The organism is Pseudomonas iranensis (assembly GCF_014268585.2).
In the GTDB taxonomy this organism is placed as follows: domain Bacteria; phylum Pseudomonadota; class Gammaproteobacteria; order Pseudomonadales; family Pseudomonadaceae; genus Aquipseudomonas; species Aquipseudomonas iranensis.
Genome location: NZ_CP077092.1, coordinates 1,056,943 through 1,073,652 on the forward strand (window position 1 = coordinate 1,056,943; position 16,710 = coordinate 1,073,652).

Below are 16,710 nucleotides of genomic sequence, written 5' to 3' on the forward strand. Positions count from 1 at the left end.
TCAAACCGCATTCGCGAGCAGGCTCGCTCCCACAAGGTTTTGCGGTGTGCTCAAAATCCGGTGAGTCACACAAATCCAAATGTGGGAGCGAGCTTGCTCGCGAAGGCGCAGTGTCAGGCAACTTTGATTTGATTGACCCACCGCCATCGCGGGCAAGCCCGCTCCCACAGGGGTATTGCGGTGTGCTCAAAATCCAGCGAGCCACACAAATCCAAATGTGGGAGCGAGCCTGCTCGCGAATGCGCAGTGTCAGGCAATGTTGATTTGACTGACCCACCGCAATCGCGAGCAGGCCCGCTCCCACAGGGGTATTGCGGTGTGCTCAAAATCCAGCGAGCCACACAAATCCAATGTGGGAGCGAGCCAACTCGCGAAGGCGCAGTGTCAGGCAATGTTGATTTGACTGACCCACCGCCATCGCGGGCAAGCCCGCTCCCACAGGGGTATTGCGGTGTGCTCAAAATCCAGCGAGCCACACAAATCCAATGTGGGAGCGAGCCTGCTCGCGAAGGCGCAGTGTCAGGCGACGTTGGTTAGGCTGACCTGACCCACCGCCATCGCGGGCAAGCCCGCTCCCACAGTTATCGAGGTGAACACATCAACAGTGCTCGACCACGAAAACCTGTGGGAGCGGGCTTGCCCGCGATTCGGTTTCAGCCTCAGCGCAAAACGAACGTCATACGCGGAAGTGGCTGACCATCTGCTGCAACTGACCACCCAACCGCGCCAGTTCAACACTCGACGCTGCCGTCTCATCACTCGCTGCGGCCGTCTGTTCGGACACGTCACGGACGTTGATGATGCTGCGGCTGATCTCTTCGGCCACGGCGCTTTGCTGTTCGGCAGCGGCGGCGATCTGCTGGTTCATCGACTGGATGTTCGACACCGTGCGGGTGATGTTTTCCAGCGAGGCGCCGGCCTTGCGCGTCAGGGCGACGCTGCTGTCGGTTAGCGCGCGGCTGTTGTTCATCACTGCAGAAACCTGCTGGGTGCCGTTCTGCAGACCGGCGACCAGACCTTCGATTTCCTCGGTGGATTTCTGCGTGCGTTGAGCCAAACCGCGCACCTCATCGGCCACCACGGCAAAACCACGCCCGGCTTCACCGGCACGTGCCGCCTCGATCGCGGCGTTGAGCGCGAGCAGGTTGGTCTGTTCGGCAACAGCCTTGATCACGTCCATCACGCTGCCAATCTTGTCGCTTTCCTGTTGCAGCACGCTCATCGCTTCGGTCGAGCGCACCACTTCGCTGGCCAGACGCTCGATCTGCGCAATCGCTTCATTCACAACCTTGTCGCCTTCACGGGCTTCGCCGTCCGCAGCGGCAGCGGCTTGCGACGCTTCCTCGGCATTGCGCGCAACTTCCTGCACCGTGGCAGTCATTTCGTGCATGGCCGTGGCGACCTGATCGGTCTCGACTTTCTGGCTGTTCACACCGGCGCTGGTCTGCTCGGTCACGGCCGACAACTCTTCAGCGGCGCTGGCGATCTGAGTGACGCCGTCGCGGATGCCACTGATCAAATCACGCAGGGTCACGCCCATGCGCGCAATGCCTTGCTGCAACACGCCGAGTTCATCGCGACGGGTAACGGTGACATTCTGGGTCAGGTCGCCGCTGGCGATGCGCTCAACCACGGCCAGGGTTTCCTGCAACGGCCGGGTGATCTGACGGGTGATGATTACGGCAGCAATCACGCCAACCAGCAGCGCCAGCAACGTGCTGATCAACTGAAAGGTGCGCGCCTGAGCGCTTTCAGCATCACGGCGATCGAGCTGGATCTGGTACAGCTGCTCGCTCAGGGCGACGATGGTGGTGCCCTGATCGGTCATTTCCTTACGCGCCTGCACGGCCTCGGTGTTGGCGTTCTTGTACGCCATCAACGCGCTGCGATAGCTGGTCAGCGCGGTTTCCAATTGGCGCAAGGCATCCTGCTGAGTCGCGGCAAATTGCGCATTCAGCGGTTTGAGGCTGGCGATGGCCGCGTCGATCTGGCCGACGGCTTTCTGCTCGGTCTCGGCGTTGCTGGTCGCGGTGTAACCACGCACTTCATAGCGCGCGAGGATGAACGCTTCCTTGGCCGCAGTAACCGCCTGGAACTGCTCGAAACGCTGATCGCTCAACTCCGACTGCTGCACGCGCTGGCTGATCGATTCGATCAGGTTGTAGGCGTTCTGGGCGTTGACGCTCATGGTGTCGCGCGCGCTGTTGCCGGTGCGATAGGCGTTGCGCATTTTGTTCAGCGAGGTCTGGTATTCAGCGATGGTCGCGGCTTGCTGCTTGAGCAGTTTGACGTTCTCCGGACTCTTGAATTTGCTGATCAACGCCTGCTGCTGAGCGGCGAAACTTTCCAGGGTGGTCTGCACATTCTGCGCGGCGGTTTCGTCGCCATTGGTCAGCATGTACTGCAGGCGCACCACGCGCAGTTTGGTCAGGCCAGCGTTGAGCTGGGTAATGTCGCTCATCCAGTTGCTGCGGTCGATCAGGCCGCCGAGGCTGGTCCAGCCGGTCAGCGCCAGAATGCAGGTCAGGGCCAGCACCAGGCCGAAGCCCAGGCCGAGTTTCATGTTCACGCTGATGTTACCGAACCAGCTATTCATGCAAATCCTCCAGAAACGTTGGGTTTCTTGGTCGTCAGTTAAGCTGGAAGATTGTTGTTCTTTTGAGCCAGCAAGGGTGTTAGCAGGTCTGTATCGGCCGCAAACCCGAGAGCTGAAAGGATTTTTGTCTGACAGGTTTCGTGCGCTCAACCCAGGCGCCGCGACCAACGCTGATCCGGCGCCTCGAACCCGGGATTGACCAACGCCGTCAGCACATGGTCCTGCCAACGCCCGGCGATATTCAGATACGCCTTCGCATACCCCTCCCGCTCAAAACCCAAGCGCTCAAGCAAACGCGCACTGCACTCATTGCCCGGAATGTAATTGGCCATGATCCGATGCAGATTCTGCACATCGAACATATAACCAATCCCCGCCTCCAGCCCCTCCTTCATCAAACCTTGCCCCTGATGCGCCTCATCAATGTGATAACCCAAATAACACGCCTGAAACGCCCCACGAATAATCCCGCTGAAATTGCACGCCCCAATCATCTGCTGACCGTCCGGCGACAGCAGCGCGAAATGCATGGCTAACCCAGCTTCGAAGGCACTGGCCTGGATCTCCAAGCGACGGCGGATGTTGGCGGTGGAGAAATAGTCGGTGGTGCGGATGGGTGACCACGGGGCCAGGTGGCGGAGGTTGCGCTGGTAGAACGCGCTTTCGAGCTCGGCTTGATCGGGGGAGAGGATGGCCAGCGTGAGGCGCGGGCAGGGCAGGGATAACAGCGGCATCGAGCGCTCCTTGGCGAGGGATCTGCTGGCAGAGTCGCGCATATGCTGGGGAGCGGCAAGATATGGAGAAGCCGATGCGAAAAAAAGCCCGCTAGGAGCGCGGGCGAACCGTAGTTTCTTGAATGAGCGGGGGGATTTTATCGGTTTGAGGGGCGGGGGGCGGTGAAGAAAAATTCATCGTGCTGGGCGGTGGGCTCGACGTGTTTGTTGACGGGAATATACCAATCACCAGATGCGATGAAGCCCGCATTGGGCGGGCTCTGTCGTTGAGGGTCGATGGGCCTCGAACCGTTGGTTCGGACTCGTAACTGAAGGCCGTCGCCGCCGGTCAATATGTATTCCGAAATTTATCAGTCAGTGGGCTTGGAATACGCCTTGGAATACATTTCAAAATGGATCTGCCTGAAACGCTGTGGAGCCCAATAGCCCTGAAACCCCCGTATTTACTGGATTTCAGGCACAAAAAAAGACGTCCGTGGACGTCTTTAGATGATGAAGTGGTGGAGCCGGGGGGATTTGAACCCCCGTCCGCCAGTACTCCGCTGTCGGTACTACATGCGTAGCCGTGTCTATTAAGTTAACCCTCAGCGACCCGACGGGCAGGGTGCTTTGGGCGAGTTGTGTAAGTTTTAGCCGCTTCGTCCACAACGTACTGCACGGCGATTCTGTTCTATATGACAATCATTTCGGGTTTACAGACATCCCCTGATGATTGCTGGACCCGAAGGTACCAGGAGCATTGTCAGCTGCAATTAAGCAGCGAGAGCAACACCGTATTGGTCGTCATTGGCAACTATAAGTAGTTGCAACAGTGGATTTACGACTTCTGTTACCAAGTCGGCATGCACCTAGAGTTTCGCAACCGGCGTCGAATCCTAAACGGCCCCGAACTCATTGCCCGGTGAATCTGTTCGGGCAACAAGCGTGCACAGTGTACGTCAAAACGCTTGGCAGGCCAACCCGAAGGTTGGCCTGCGCGACATCAGTTACGCGTCGGGTTACGGATCTGCATCTTGCTGATGATGCCGTTGGTAACCTCGATGCATTCCTTGTCGTTGCCGGACGCCTGGGCCGCAGTGGCTTTTTCCTGTGCTTCCTTGATGTTATTCATGGAGCTTTCAGGAAGGGACGGCTGGCTGGTGACGAAGTCTTTGATGCTTTGAAGATTCCCGGCACAAAGGTCTTTGTCGGCCGCGAACACCGGCGAGGCCAGAAGTGCACCAGTGATAAACAATCCAGCAATTGCAGAATGCTTCATGGGTATCTCCTTGAACGATGGGGGCTCGGTGCTGCCGGACGGTCTGGCCGCGATGCCGAGGTCAAGACAAGCGAGGTCAGTATAGGACCTGTCTGGTTGACCGCTTCGCTGCGCAGGAATTCGGTTTTATTTGCAACGAATGTCAAATGGCCAGATCGGTCGACCAGGTGCCGATGCAGCCGACCTGTAAGAGGTCGGCGCATGAATCATTTTTTGGTGTCACCGGTAGCGTTTTGAATGTCCAGCAGGGTTTGCTGGGTTTCAGCGAGGCAGTCGTCAATCTTGCCTTGTGCTTTCAGGGCGCGGGCTTTGCTGACACTGGCCGAGACGCGCGCATTCAGATCCGGTGACGTCTGGTATTGAGTCTTGGCGCTATCGATTCTCTGCAGATTGGCATCGCACAAATCGGCGGGTTTTTCAGCGGCGAACGAAGTGGACGCCATCATCGAGGCAGTGACAAACAGACCTAACATTACAGAGCGGTTCATGTGTATCTCCTTGAACTGAGGGTTCAGACTTCGCTGACCGTTGAACAGGCCCCGAATGGTCCGGGGCATGTGCAGTGGACTACCGCCTCGCTCAAGGGTTCTGATTTTTGTTCAGCAGACTTTGGCCTGTGTCACCCGATCCACCAGATAAACCAGCCCGTGGTAGTCGATGCCACCGTGCTGGGTCAGGCCGATTTCGCAGGTGCGGCTGGTGGAAATGCCCTCGCTGCAGTGCTGCACGGCGTCCTTGAGCGTACGCAGCGAATGGCTGTTCAGCTCCGGTGTGGTGAAGCCTTTGTCGCCGGCAAATCCGCAGCAATGTATGCCTTCAGGAATCACCACGGTGTTGCTGCATTTGCGCGCCAGATCGATCAGCGCCTGGCTTTCGCCCAAGTGTTGAGTGCTGCAGGTCACGTGCACGGCAATCGGCGCTTCCTGGGGTGTGAAGTCCAGACGATCCAGCAGATGCGTACGGATGAAGCGCACCGGATCGTACAGATCCAGTCGTGTTTCGCCGATGTCCTGAACCAGCCGTAACGTACACGGGCTGGTGTCGCAATAGATCGGGTCAAGGCCGCCGCGACTGGCGTGGAGCAGGGCGCTGATCAGCTCCTGACGTTTGTGCTCGGCCTGTTCGGCGTAGCCCTTGGAGGCGAACGGCTGACCGCAGCAGAGGTTGTCCTGATTGTCGGGAAAGACGACCTGGTAACCGGCCTTTTCCAGCAGACCACGCGTTTTGTCGTACAGCGACATCTGTTCTTTGTCACCCGCCGCCGGGCCCATCACCCGCGACACGCAAGCCGCCAGATAAACCACGCGCGGGCGCTCGTCGGCCACGCTCGGGCTGAAGCGAATGGCTTTTTCCGGTTGTGGCATGGCGTTGGTCCACAGCGGCACCTGGCCTTTGGACAAGCGCGTCAGCGTCGCCGACAACTTCGCCAGACGCGGTGCGCCGAGCATCATTCGCGCGCCGTTGGCGACATGCAGGGTGAAGCGCGCGCCTTGCAGGGTCTTGGCGAAATTTCCTTCGATCCAGTCAGCGGTTTTCTGATGCGTGGCGTGTCGGCCACGGAGCTTTTTCACCAGTTCGCCGGTGTTGATGCCTACAGGGCAGCGTTGCGCGCACAGACCGGTCGCGGCGCAGGTGTCGATGCCTTGGTACTCGTAGGCTTTTTCCAGTTCGGTGGTGTCGACGCCGGCGCGTTTTTTCGCCTGGATATCGCGCCAGATGACGATGCGCTGGCGCGGGCTCAAGGTCAGGCCTTTCGATGGGCAGACCGGTTCGCAGAAACCGCACTCGATGCACTTATCCACAATCTCGTCAGCGGCCGGCAGCGGTTTCAGACGCTTGAGGTGGATCTGCGGATCTTCGCTGAGCACCACGTCCGGATTGAGAATGCCGTTGGGGTCGAGCAGGCGTTTGAGCTGCCACATCAGTTGATAGGCGTCGCTGCCCCATTCCAGTTCCACGAACGGCGCCATGTTGCGGCCGGTGCCGTGTTCGGCTTTCAGCGAGCCGCCGAATTCCACCGCGACCAGTTGCGCGACGTCGTCCATGAACGCTTGGTAGCGTGCGATTTCTTCCGGGCTGTTGAAGCCTTGGGTGAAGACGAAGTGCAGATTGCCTTCCAGTGCGTGTCCGAAGAGGATCGCTTCGTCGTAGGCATGTTTGTCGAACAGCTCGATCAGGCGATTGACGCCGATCGCCAGTTGTTCGACCGGGAAGGTCACGTCTTCGATGATTACCGTGGTGCCGGTTTTGCGCACGGCGCCGACGGCGGGGAAGGTGTCTTTGCGGATGGCCCAGAGGCGGGCATTTTCCACCGGGTCTTCGGTGAAGTCGACCTGCTTCTCCATGGGGAAATCGCGCAGGGACGCCATGATTTGCGCCAGTTGTTCCTGCAGCAGTGTCGACGAAGCGGCGCGGGATTCGATGAGCAGCGCGCAGGCATTTTCCGACAGCAGCTGTACGAAAGCGGGCATGCCTTTTTTGTCTTGCACCGAGCGCAGACTGCGTCGGTCGAGCAGTTCCACGGCGGATACCGGTTGGCTTTTCAGCACGGTCACCGCGTTGCAGCAGGTCTCGACATCGGGGAACACGATCAGCGCCGAGGCCTTGTTCGGGTGATCGATGACGGTGTCGTAAGTCACCGCGCTGATGAAGCCGAGCGTGCCTTCGGAGCCGACCAGCAGGTGGCTCAGGATATCCACAGGCTCGTCGAAATCCACCAGGGCGTTGAGCGACAGGCCGGTGGTATTTTTCAGACGGTATTTGTGGCGGATTCTTGCGGCCAGTGCAGCGTTGGCGCGGGTCTCGCGGCCTAATGTCGCCAAGCGTTCGAGCAGGTCGCCGTGGCTGGAGCGAAATGCCGCGACGCTGGCAGGGTCTTCGCTGTCGAGGCGCGTGCCGTCGGCCAGCACCAAGCGAATCCCGGCCAGGGTGTGATAGGTATTCTGCGCGGTGCCGCAGCACATGCCGCTGGCGTTGTTGGCGACGATGCCGCCGATCTTGCAGGCATTGATCGACGCCGGGTCCGGGCCGATCTTGCGCCCGAACGGTGCCAGCCAGGCGTTGGCCTGCGCGCCGATCACGCCCGGTTGCAGGCGGATCTGCGTGCCCTGGCCGCGAATCTCGCGGGCGTTCCAGTTATCCCCAAGCACGATCAGCACGGAGTCGCTGATCGCCTGCCCGGACAGGCTGGTGCCGGCAGCGCGGAAGGTCACCGGCACCTTGTCGCGCTGGGCCAGTTGCAGCAGCGCCACGACTTCGTCTTCAGACTCGACGCGGACCACCAGTTTCGGAATCAGTCGATAGAAACTGGCGTCGGTGCCAAAGGCCAGAGTCGACAGCGGGTCGTCGAAACGCCGGTCTGCTGGAATCAGTTGCTCGGCATCACGCAGGAAAGCAGCAGGAAGACTCATTGATCCTCCAGAATCAGCACGACCAGATCTTTCGGGCCATGCGCGCCATACGCCAGGACCTGTTCAATATCGGCGGTTTTCGACGGGCCGGAGACCAGCAGCGCGTTGGTCGGCATGCCTTGCGCCCATTCGAATTCCTCTTGCACTTGATAGAAGTTGTCGCGGATTTCGCTGGCCTTGAGCAGGGCGAAATGCACCGGCGGCACCAGGCTCATCAAGCGCGGTTCCTCACGGGTAGGCCAGATGATCAGGCTGCCGGTTGCGGCGATGGCACCGAGGGTGCCAGTGAGGCTGGCCGGGGTGTCGTTGAACAGCTCGGCTTTCCACGCTTCCATTGGCCGGTCGTAGAATTTCAGTGCAGGCAGCTCGGGATTGTTCGCCCAGTGCTGTGCGATGCGTTGCCCGTGCGGTGTGGTCGGTGCGATCAGCAGGCTCGGCAACTGGCGGTCACGCAGCAGTTGCGCCAGTAATGCCGGCCACTCGGCGCCCGAGGTCAGGTGGATTTCGGTGTGCACCGCCTCCATCAGTTTGCGCAGTTGCGGGATGCGTTGCTCGGCGCTGTAGGTGTAGGGCTGGGTGACCAGATCGACATCGAAGTTGTCGGCAATTGGCGTGGTGCCGGTCAGACTTTTCCGCAGTTTGCCGAGGATATTTTGCTTGGCGCTCATCGACGCTCTCCCTGTTTGGCCAGATGCTCGCGGGCCATGTCATGCAACGAACGCGCGGCCGGTTTTGGCGCGCTGTGGTTTTGCGTCCATGGGCCGACATTGCTCGGCGTAAGGGCGCGCAGGCGCGTGGCGAAAAAAGCGAACAAGCGGTACAGCGTCGGCGAGCTGTTGAGTCTGGCCCAGGCGTTCCAGATGAAGCGCTCCTTGCGCGAATACTTGCTGCCCTGGCCACGCATCACCTGATTCGGTGCGTCCGGGGCTTTGACGTTTTCCTCGCGCAGACGGCGCAGGATCGCCGGGATCGGAATTTTCACCGGGCAGACTTCACCGCAGGCGCCGCACAGTGAGGACGCGCTCGGGTGGTCCGGAACCTTGGCCAGGCCGACCATGTGCGGGGTGATGATCTTGCCGATCGGGCCTGGGTAGACCTCGCCATAGGTGTGGCCGCCGACGCGGGTGTAAACCGGGCAATGATTCATGCAGGCGCCGCAGCGGATGCAGTTCAGGGTCTGGCGCAATTCACTGTCGGCGAAGGCCTGGCTGCGACCGTTGTCGAGCAGCACCAGATGCACTTCCTGTGGGCCATCGAGTTCGTGTTCCTTGCGCGGGCCGGAGATCATGTTGACGTAAGTGGTGATCGGAATGCCCAGCGCCGAGCGCGTCAGCAGTGAAAGCAGCGGCACCACGTCGCGCAGGTTTTCCACGACTTTTTCGATGCCGGTCACGGCGATATGCACCGGCGGCACGGTGGTGGTCATGCGGCCGTTGCCTTCGTTTTCCACCAGCAGCAGGGTACCGGTTTCGGCCACGGCGAAGTTGACGCCGGAGACGCCGATGTCGGCTTCGAAGAATTTCTGCCGCAGGACCCTGCGACCGATCTGAATGAGTTGGTCAACGTCCTTGGTGTATTCCACGCCAAGTTTGTCGTGGAACAAGGACGCGACCTGACCGGCATTCTTGTGGATCGCCGGCATAATGATGTGTGAAGGCTTCTCGTGGTCGAGCTGGACGATGTACTCCCCCATGTCGGACTCCAGACATTCAATGTCCCGAGCCTCGAGGAAATGGTTCATCTCCATCTCTTCGCTGACCATCGATTTGCCCTTGATCACTTGCCGCGCCTCGTGAGCGCGGATGATCGACAGGACGATGCCATTGGCCTCGTCCACCGTTTCCGCCCAGTGCACTGTCACACCGTTGCGGGTCAGGTTCTGTTCCAGTTGCTCGAGCAGGTCGGGCAACTTGGACAGCGCGCGGGCCTTGATCGAATTGCCCAGTGCGCGCAAGTGTTCTCTTTCGTGGGCATCGCTGAAAGCCGCTGCCCGCTTGGTCATCAGTGAATCCATGGCAGTGCGGAAGTTGTTCCGCAGCTGCTGATCACCCAAGGCATTGTGTGCCCGGGTGCGGAAATCTTCTTCTACGGCGACCGTAGGAATAATCGTTGAGGTGCTCATTGCGCACCTCCGGTTCGCTGCCAGAGGAAGCTCGCCAGATGCTGCCCGCGTAACGCTTGCTGCTGTTTCTCCAGCGCGCCGTTGATGTTCATCAAACAGCCGCAGTCGGCACTCAGTACCTTGTGCGCGCCGGACTCCTTCAGTGCGCGGGTCTTGTCAGCGACCATCGCGCCGGAAATGTCTGGCATACGGACGCTGAATGTCCCACCGAAGCCACAGCATTCGCTTTCGTGGTCGTGATTGACCCGTTCCACATTGCTCAACTGCGCCAACAACTCGCGCCCGTGCAGGTGGGTGTTCATTTCGCGGCGTGCCGAACACGATGTGTGCAGCGCGACTTTCACCGGTTCGCCGCTGTCCTTGAGCTGCACCTTGCAGACGAACAGCAGAAATTCGGCCAGTTCATAAGTGCGAGCCGCAAGGGCCTGCACTTGTTTCAACGTTTCTGGCTCGTCCTTGAACAAGTCGGCGTAATGCTCGCGCAGCATGCCGGCGCAGGAACCCGACGGCACCACCACCGGATAATCTCCGGCAAACAACGCCAATTGCGAGCGCGCTACCGTCCGCGCCTGCTCGGTGTAACCCGAGGTGTAGGCCGGTTGGCCGCAGCAGCTCTGCCCTTGCGGGTACTCGACCCGAATCCCTTCGCGCTCCAGCAGATGGATCGCGTCCATCCCGGCTTCGGGGTAGAACAGGTCGACTACACACGTGCCGAACAGGTAGACCCGCGACGGTTTTTCGCTGGGGTATTGCCGAGGTTCGGGCAGTGGCGGTGCCACGCGGGTCGCGTTCGGCACGGCGTTGTAAAAAAGCTCGCTCATCAGGCGTGTCTCCGGGTGGGCCCGGTTATCCGTCTGCTGCGGCTGCCGAATATAAAGCGCATTGCTTTCAGCAGCCTTACAGACCCGGTGGTGAATTGCTGACGCCGGATCACGGGCCGGCGTCGGTTATTTCCGTCTTTCTTGTAGGTTTAGTGCACCAGCATGCCAGTGAACCAGTAGGCCTGAGCCAAGGTGATCAAACCGACGATGGTTGCAAAGAATAGGCTGTGCTTGAGAGTGAAGCGGAACAGATCCGATTCCTTGCCGACCAGACCGGTCGCGGCGCAGGCCACGGCGATCGATTGCGGCGAGATCATTTTGCCGGTCACGCCGCCGCTGGTATTGGCCGCCACCAGCAAGGTGTCGTTGACGCCGATCTGGTGGGCGGTGGTCGCTTGCAAGGAACTGAACAGCGCGTTCGACGACGTATCCGAACCGGTGAGGAACACGCCCAGCCAACCGAGGAATGGCGAGAAGAACGGGAACGCGGCGCCAGTACCCGCCAGCACCAGGGCCATGGTCGACGACATGCCGGAGTAGTTGGTGACAAAGGCGAACGCCAGCACCATGCCGATCGATAGGATTGGCCAGCGCAGTTCGTAGAAGGTCTCTTTCAAAGTGGTAAGACCAGTTTTGAAATTGATCTTCAGTACCAGCATCGAAATCAGCGCGGAGAAGAAAATCGCCGTTCCGGTGGCGGAAATCGGGTCAAGTTTGAACACCGCTGGAATGGCAGTCGGATTGGCCACGATCGGCGCAGTCTTGATCACCAGTTGATCAAGGTGCGGAATCGCGAAGTTGAACACCCAGCTGTACATCGAGCCGCCGGCAGCGAACATGGCTTTGAAAGGCTTCAGCGTCCAGATCGTCACCAGCACAGTGAGGATCAGGAACGGCGACCACGCCTTGAAAATTTCCCCGAGGCTGTAGGGCGAAGCCACGGTGGTGCGCTTCTGGCCGAAACCGCCGACGCTGGCGCTGACCACTGAAGCGGATACAGCGCCAACGATGTGCTGGCCGGCGGCGCGACGTGGTTGCCAGACCTTGAGGAACAGGGTCAGGGAAATCAGGCTGGCCAGTGCCGAGGTGATGTCCGGCAGTTCCGGGCCGATGAAGTTGGAGGTGAAGTATTGGGTGATGGCGAAACTCAGACCTGCCACCAGCGCGGCCGGCCAGGTTTCGCGCACACCGCGCAGGCCGTCCATCATGAACACCAGCCAGAACGGCACGAACAGCGACAGCAGTGGCAGCTGGCGACCGGTCATGGCGCCGATCTTGAAGGCGTCGATGCCAGTGACCTGGCCCGCCACGATGATCGGAATCCCCAGCGCGCCGAACGCTACCGGCGCAGTGTTGGCAATCAGGCACAAGCCGGCGGCGTACAGCGGGTTGAAGCCCAGTCCTACAAGGAGTGCGGCAGTAATCGCGACCGGCGCGCCGAAACCGGCGGCACCTTCCAGAAAGGCGCCGAAGCAGAAACCGATCAGCAACACCTGCAAGCGCTGGTCATCGGTGATCGACAGGACCGAGCTGCGGATGACCTCGAACTGACCGCTTTTCACCGTCAGTTTGTAGAGGAACACCGCTGCGACAATGATCCAGGCAATCGGCCACAGACCATAAGCGAAACCGTAACCAGCGGCGGCGAAGGCCATGTCCACTGGCATTTGAAAGGCGAAAATCGCCACGGCAATCGAAAGCGCGAGGGTGATGCTGCCGGCCACATGGCCTTTGAGGCGGAACACCGCCAGGGCGAGAAAGAAGAACACGATGGGAATGACGGCCGCGAGAGCGGAGACGCCAAGACTGCCGAGCGGGCTGTAGAGCTGTTGCCAGGTTTGCATAGTGGGGTGGCCCCTAATTGTTGTTGGTCAGGCACTGTAAGCAATCTTGGATAATTGGTAAGACCAATTTACAAGCGCTGTCGGCTAGGGTAAAAGCCTTGGTGGCGGTGTGTCAATTTGCCGCTCTGAAACTTTCGTCGAAGATGCGGTGCAGAGGGCAACTGATCCGCTTTGGCGGAGTGGTGTCTGGCAGGTGTCGGCGGCGCGCGGATAGGCCAGAATAGACACCCCGGCGAGCGGTCGGGATCGTGGAGAAATGAGTTATGGGCTTTGATCAGATACGTCAGCGCCGTTTGTCTGACGATATTGTCGAGCGCCTCGAAGGGATGATCCTTGAGGGCACGCTGAAGTCGGGCGAGCGGCTGCCGGCCGAGCGCACGCTGGCCGAACAATTTGGCGTATCACGCCCGTCGTTGCGCGAGGCGATTCAGAAACTGGCGGCCAAAGGTTTGCTGGTCAGTCGCCAGGGCGGCGGCAATTATGTGGTGGAGGGTCTCGGATCGACGTTCAGCGATCCGCTGCTGCAATTGCTTGAAAGCAATCCCGAAGCGCAACGTGATTTGCTTGAGTTTAGGCACACTCTGGAGGCATCGTGCGCCTACTACGCCGCATTGCGCGCCACCGATGTTGATCGCGAGCGCCTGACCGCTGCGTTCGAAGAGCTGCAGGATTGCTACTCGCGTCACGAAGAAGTCAGCCGGGCGGAAGAGGGCGCGGCGGATGCGAAGTTTCATCTGGCGATTGCCGAAGCCAGCCACAACGCGGTGTTGCTGCATACGATTCGCGGCTTGTTCGATCTGCTCAAGCGCAACGTCGTGACCAACATCGGCGGCATGTACAAACAGCGCACGGAAACCCGCGACATGCTGATCTCGCAGCATCGGGAATTGTATCTGGCGATTATCGAAGGGCGTGCCGAGCAGGCGCGGGAAGTGTCCAGCCGCCATATTCTGTATGTGCAGGAAGTGCTGGAAGAGGTACGTCAGGAAGTGCAGCGCATGGCTCGGGCGGAGCGGCGCAAGGGGATGTAGTCAGTTAGTTCTGCAAACGATCGTTCCCACGCTCTGCGTGGGAATACAGCAATGGACGCTCTGCGTCCGCATTGTGACGCGGAGCGTCACGGGATGCATTCCCACGCAGAGCGTGGGAACGATCAGGGTGGAAAACTAATCTTCCTTGCCCTTGTTGCGCACCGCACGCTGCAATTCACGACCGGCGTCGCGCTCGCGCTCGGTGTCGCGCTTGTCGTATTCCTTCTTGCCCTTGCCCAGAGCGATTTCGCACTTGACCATGTGCTTGCTCCAGTACCAGGACAGGCAGACGCAGGCGTAACCCTTTTGCTGCACGGCGGCGGCAAGCTTGTCCAGCTCGCGGCGGTTGAGCAGCAGTTTGCGTGTGCGCACCGGGTCGGCGATGACGTGGGTGCTTGCGGTCATCAACGGCGTGATGTGACTGCCGAGCAACCATGCTTCGCCGTCCTTGAGCAGCACATAGCTGTCGACCAGCTGCAACTTGCTCGCCCGCAGACTTTTTACTTCCCAGCCGGCCAGGACCAGACCAGCCTCGAACTTGTGCTCGATGAAGTAATCGTGTCGCGCCTTTTTGTTCTGCGCGATGGTCCCTGTTGGGTGTTTCTTCTGTTTAGCCATAGGGGCGGCATTATATGGAGTTGTTCGGCTGTCGGCTACGGTGTTGCTGCGTGCTTGAGCAGGTTGAGTGAATCCCGGACAATGCGGCCTCTTTTTCTAACGCTTGGGCGTGATAAACGATGTCGACAGACAAGGTTTCTGTCCACGGCAGTTGGGCTAGCCGCTGGGTATTCATACTCGCCGCGACCGGTTCGGCCGTGGGACTGGGTAGTATCTGGAAGTTCCCCTACATGGTCGGGGTCTACGGCGGCGGCGCTTTCGTGCTGATGTTCCTGGCGTGCATCGCGCTCATCGGTGTCCCGGTCATGCTCGCGGAAACCCTGATCGGCCGGCGCGCCCGGCAAAGTCCGGCGAATGCCCTGAAGGTGCTGGCACAGGAAGCCGGACACTCGGCGAAATGGTCGTGGGGCGCGTTCGCCGGGATGATCACGGCCCTGCTGATTCTGTCTTTCTACAGTGTGGTCGGCGGCTGGTCGCTGGATTACATCGTCGACATGGGCCGTGGTGATTTCCAGGGCGCGACGGCCGATCAGGTCGGCGCCTATTTCGGCAATGTCATCTCCAATCCATGGCGCCTGACACTTTGGCACACGATTTTCATGCTGCTGTCGGCCTTCGTGATCGCCAAAGGCGTGGTCGCCGGGCTTGAACGCAGCCTGCGAATCATGATGCCGCTGCTGTTCGTGATGATTCTGGTGCTGCTGGGCTACAGCATGACCACCGGGCATTTCATGGAAGGCGTGCATTTCATGTTCGACTTCCACCCGGAAAAAGTCCTCGACGGCCTGCTGCCAGCGATGGGGCACGCGTTCTTCTCGCTGAGCGTCGGCGTTGGTTCGATCATGATCTACGGCGCCTACATGCCGAAGAACACCTCGCTGTCGGGCACGGTGGTCGGCGTTGCGCTGCTGGATACTTTCGTATCGCTGGTCGCCGGTCTGGCGCTGTTTCCGATTGTGTTCGCTGCTGGCCTGAACCCAAGCGAAGGCCCGGGGCTGATGTTCGTCAGCCTGCCATTTGCTTTTGGTAATGTATTTTTCGGCCAGTTGATGGGCGTGGTGTTCTTCGTGCTGGTCGCGGTGGCTGCCTGGAGTTCGGCTATTTCGCTACTCGAACCGATGGTGGCTTACTTGGTTGAACGCACTAAAATCAGCCGCATCTGGGTGACGTTCTGGCTTGCGTTCACCTGCTGGTTCGTTGGTCTGGGCACCGTGTTTTCTTTCAATATCTGGAAGGAAGCCAAGTTTTTCGTGAACGAAGGCGGGGCGTTCAGCCTCTATCAATGGGGTGCGCAGAGCGGTCTCGACTTCTTCGGCGTGATCGATTTCTTCACCTCGCGGATCATGTTGCCCCTCGGTGGCTTGTGTTTCGTGCTGTTCGCGGGATGGGTGATGGGGCGTGAAGCGGTGCGGGATGAATTGTCCATCCGTAACCCGGTTCTATTTGCCCTGTCCCTGTTCTTGATGCGCTACGTGGCGCCTATCGGCATTCTTGTAGTCTTTGCCGCTCAGCTCTGGAAGTAACGCTTACATGACGACACATATCCAACGATCCGCGCTCCTGCCGTACCCGGCGCAATTTCTCTACGACCTGGTCAACGACGTCGCGCGGTACCCGGAGTTTCTGCCGTGGTGCTCGGAGGCTGAAGTGCTGGAAAGCTCCCCGGAACACATGCGCGCCAGTGTCGGCGTGGCCAAAGGCGGCCTCAGTCAGCATTTCGTCACGCGCAATACGCTGGTGTCGGGGCAGTCGATCGAGATGAATCTTGAAGAAGGCCCGTTCACTCAGTTGCACGGCATCTGGGTATTCAAGGCGCTGAACGAAAAGGCCTGCAAGATCAGTCTGGATCTGTCGTTCGATTATGCCGGGCCGCTGGTGCGCGCTACGTTGGGCCCGCTGTTCAATCAGGCGGCTAACCAGCTGGTGGATGCTTTCTGCCAGCGCGCCAAGCAGATGCATGGTTAAGCCGGTGATCGAGATAGAAGTCGTGTACGCGGCGGTTGATCGCCAGGTTCTGCGTGCGATCAGCGTCGCTGAAGGAGTCAGCGTTCGGGCGGCGGTGCACGCATCGGGCATCGCGGCCGAGTTTCCTGAGCTGAATCTGGCGCAGTGCCCGCTGGGGATTTTTGGCAAGGTCGTGGCTGACGCGGATTCTCGCCCTGTTCAGGCGGGCGACCGGATCGAAATTTATCGACCGCTGCTGGCTGATCCCAAAGAAGTTCGACGTTTGCGTGCGGCCAAGGCTGCCGAGGCCAAAGCGCGCAATTCTTGATCAG

14 protein-coding genes, 1 other RNA gene and 1 pseudogene are annotated in these 16,710 nt (G+C 59.7%); 4 read left to right on the plus strand and 12 right to left on the minus strand.

What is annotated here, in order from left to right; all coding sequences use genetic code 11:
- Positions 1-676: 676 nt before the first annotated feature.
- From HU724_RS27910 to HU724_RS04655, 11 genes and pseudogenes are all read right to left on the minus strand, one after another.
- Positions 677-1,540, minus strand: coding sequence for a methyl-accepting chemotaxis protein (locus tag HU724_RS27910; protein WP_370593494.1), 864 nt, complete (start codon positions 1,538-1,540; stop codon positions 677-679).
- A pseudogene (locus HU724_RS27915) lies at positions 1,535-2,596 on the minus strand (methyl-accepting chemotaxis protein); the annotation flags it as partial. The pseudogene HU724_RS27915 and the gene HU724_RS27910, both read right to left, overlap by 6 nt.
- Positions 2,597-2,742: 146 nt before the next feature.
- Complete coding sequence (locus tag HU724_RS04615; RefSeq protein WP_186568010.1) at positions 2,743-3,330, minus strand: GNAT family N-acetyltransferase; 588 nt, start codon at positions 3,328-3,330, stop codon at positions 2,743-2,745.
- 498 nt (positions 3,331-3,828) lie between these two features.
- Positions 3,829-4,217: a transfer-messenger RNA gene (gene ssrA, locus HU724_RS04620) on the minus strand.
- Positions 4,218-4,312: 95 nt separating this feature from the next.
- Positions 4,313-4,588: a PA2433 domain-containing protein gene (locus HU724_RS04625; protein ID WP_016771781.1), complete on the minus strand. Its 276-nt coding sequence runs from the start codon at positions 4,586-4,588 to the stop codon at positions 4,313-4,315.
- 206 nt (positions 4,589-4,794) lie between these two features.
- The gene (locus HU724_RS04630; protein ID WP_016771780.1) at positions 4,795-5,076 is read right to left on the minus strand and encodes a PA2433 domain-containing protein; all 282 of its coding nucleotides are present in this window, start codon (positions 5,074-5,076) and stop codon (positions 4,795-4,797) included.
- A 111-nt stretch (positions 5,077-5,187) separates the two neighbouring features.
- Positions 5,188-7,998 (minus strand): FAD-binding and (Fe-S)-binding domain-containing protein, encoded by a 2,811-nt coding sequence (locus HU724_RS04635; protein ID WP_186568012.1) that lies wholly within the window; start codon positions 7,996-7,998, stop codon positions 5,188-5,190.
- Positions 7,995-8,666 (minus strand): LutC/YkgG family protein, encoded by a 672-nt coding sequence (locus tag HU724_RS04640; protein ID WP_186568014.1) that lies wholly within the window; start codon positions 8,664-8,666, stop codon positions 7,995-7,997. The genes HU724_RS04635 and HU724_RS04640 overlap by 4 nt, the downstream gene beginning before the upstream one ends.
- Positions 8,663-10,120, minus strand: a complete 1,458-nt coding sequence (locus tag HU724_RS04645) for a LutB/LldF family L-lactate oxidation iron-sulfur protein (protein WP_041477924.1) — start codon at positions 10,118-10,120, stop codon at positions 8,663-8,665. Before HU724_RS04645 ends, HU724_RS04640 begins: the two co-directional genes overlap by 4 nt.
- The gene (locus tag HU724_RS04650; RefSeq protein ID WP_016771777.1) at positions 10,117-10,941 is read right to left on the minus strand and encodes a (Fe-S)-binding protein; all 825 of its coding nucleotides are present in this window, start codon (positions 10,939-10,941) and stop codon (positions 10,117-10,119) included. The genes HU724_RS04645 and HU724_RS04650 overlap by 4 nt, the downstream gene beginning before the upstream one ends.
- Positions 10,942-11,090: 149 nt before the next feature.
- On the minus strand, positions 11,091-12,785 hold the full coding sequence (locus tag HU724_RS04655; protein ID WP_016771776.1) for a lactate permease LctP family transporter: 1,695 nt from the start codon (positions 12,783-12,785) through the stop codon (positions 11,091-11,093).
- Between the two features lie 263 nt (positions 12,786-13,048).
- Between HU724_RS04655 and HU724_RS04660 the strand changes: the two genes are divergently transcribed.
- Complete coding sequence (locus tag HU724_RS04660) at positions 13,049-13,816, plus strand: FCD domain-containing protein (protein WP_016771775.1); 768 nt, start codon at positions 13,049-13,051, stop codon at positions 13,814-13,816.
- A 135-nt stretch (positions 13,817-13,951) separates the two neighbouring features.
- Here the strand turns inward: HU724_RS04660 and smpB are convergent, their stop codons facing one another.
- Complete coding sequence (gene smpB / locus HU724_RS04665) at positions 13,952-14,434, minus strand: SsrA-binding protein SmpB (protein ID WP_007953781.1); 483 nt, start codon at positions 14,432-14,434, stop codon at positions 13,952-13,954.
- A 119-nt stretch (positions 14,435-14,553) separates the two neighbouring features.
- On the opposite strand from smpB, the gene HU724_RS04670 reads away from it, so the two are divergent.
- Genes HU724_RS04670 through HU724_RS04680 form a run of 3 tightly spaced genes read left to right on the plus strand, consistent with a single transcriptional unit; the run spans position 14,554 to position 16,706 of the window.
- Positions 14,554-15,957 carry a sodium-dependent transporter gene (locus HU724_RS04670; RefSeq protein ID WP_186568016.1) on the plus strand — a complete coding sequence of 468 codons (1,404 nt, stop codon included), beginning with the start codon at positions 14,554-14,556 and terminating at the stop codon, positions 15,955-15,957.
- Positions 15,958-15,964: 7 nt separating this feature from the next.
- On the plus strand, positions 15,965-16,399 hold the full coding sequence (locus HU724_RS04675; protein ID WP_056782859.1) for a type II toxin-antitoxin system RatA family toxin: 435 nt from the start codon (positions 15,965-15,967) through the stop codon (positions 16,397-16,399).
- A complete protein-coding gene (locus HU724_RS04680) occupies positions 16,392-16,706 on the plus strand; it encodes an RnfH family protein (RefSeq protein ID WP_016771772.1) in 315 nt (104 codons plus the stop codon). Before HU724_RS04675 ends, HU724_RS04680 begins: the two co-directional genes overlap by 8 nt.
- The last annotated feature ends 4 nt before the right edge of the window (positions 16,707-16,710 follow it).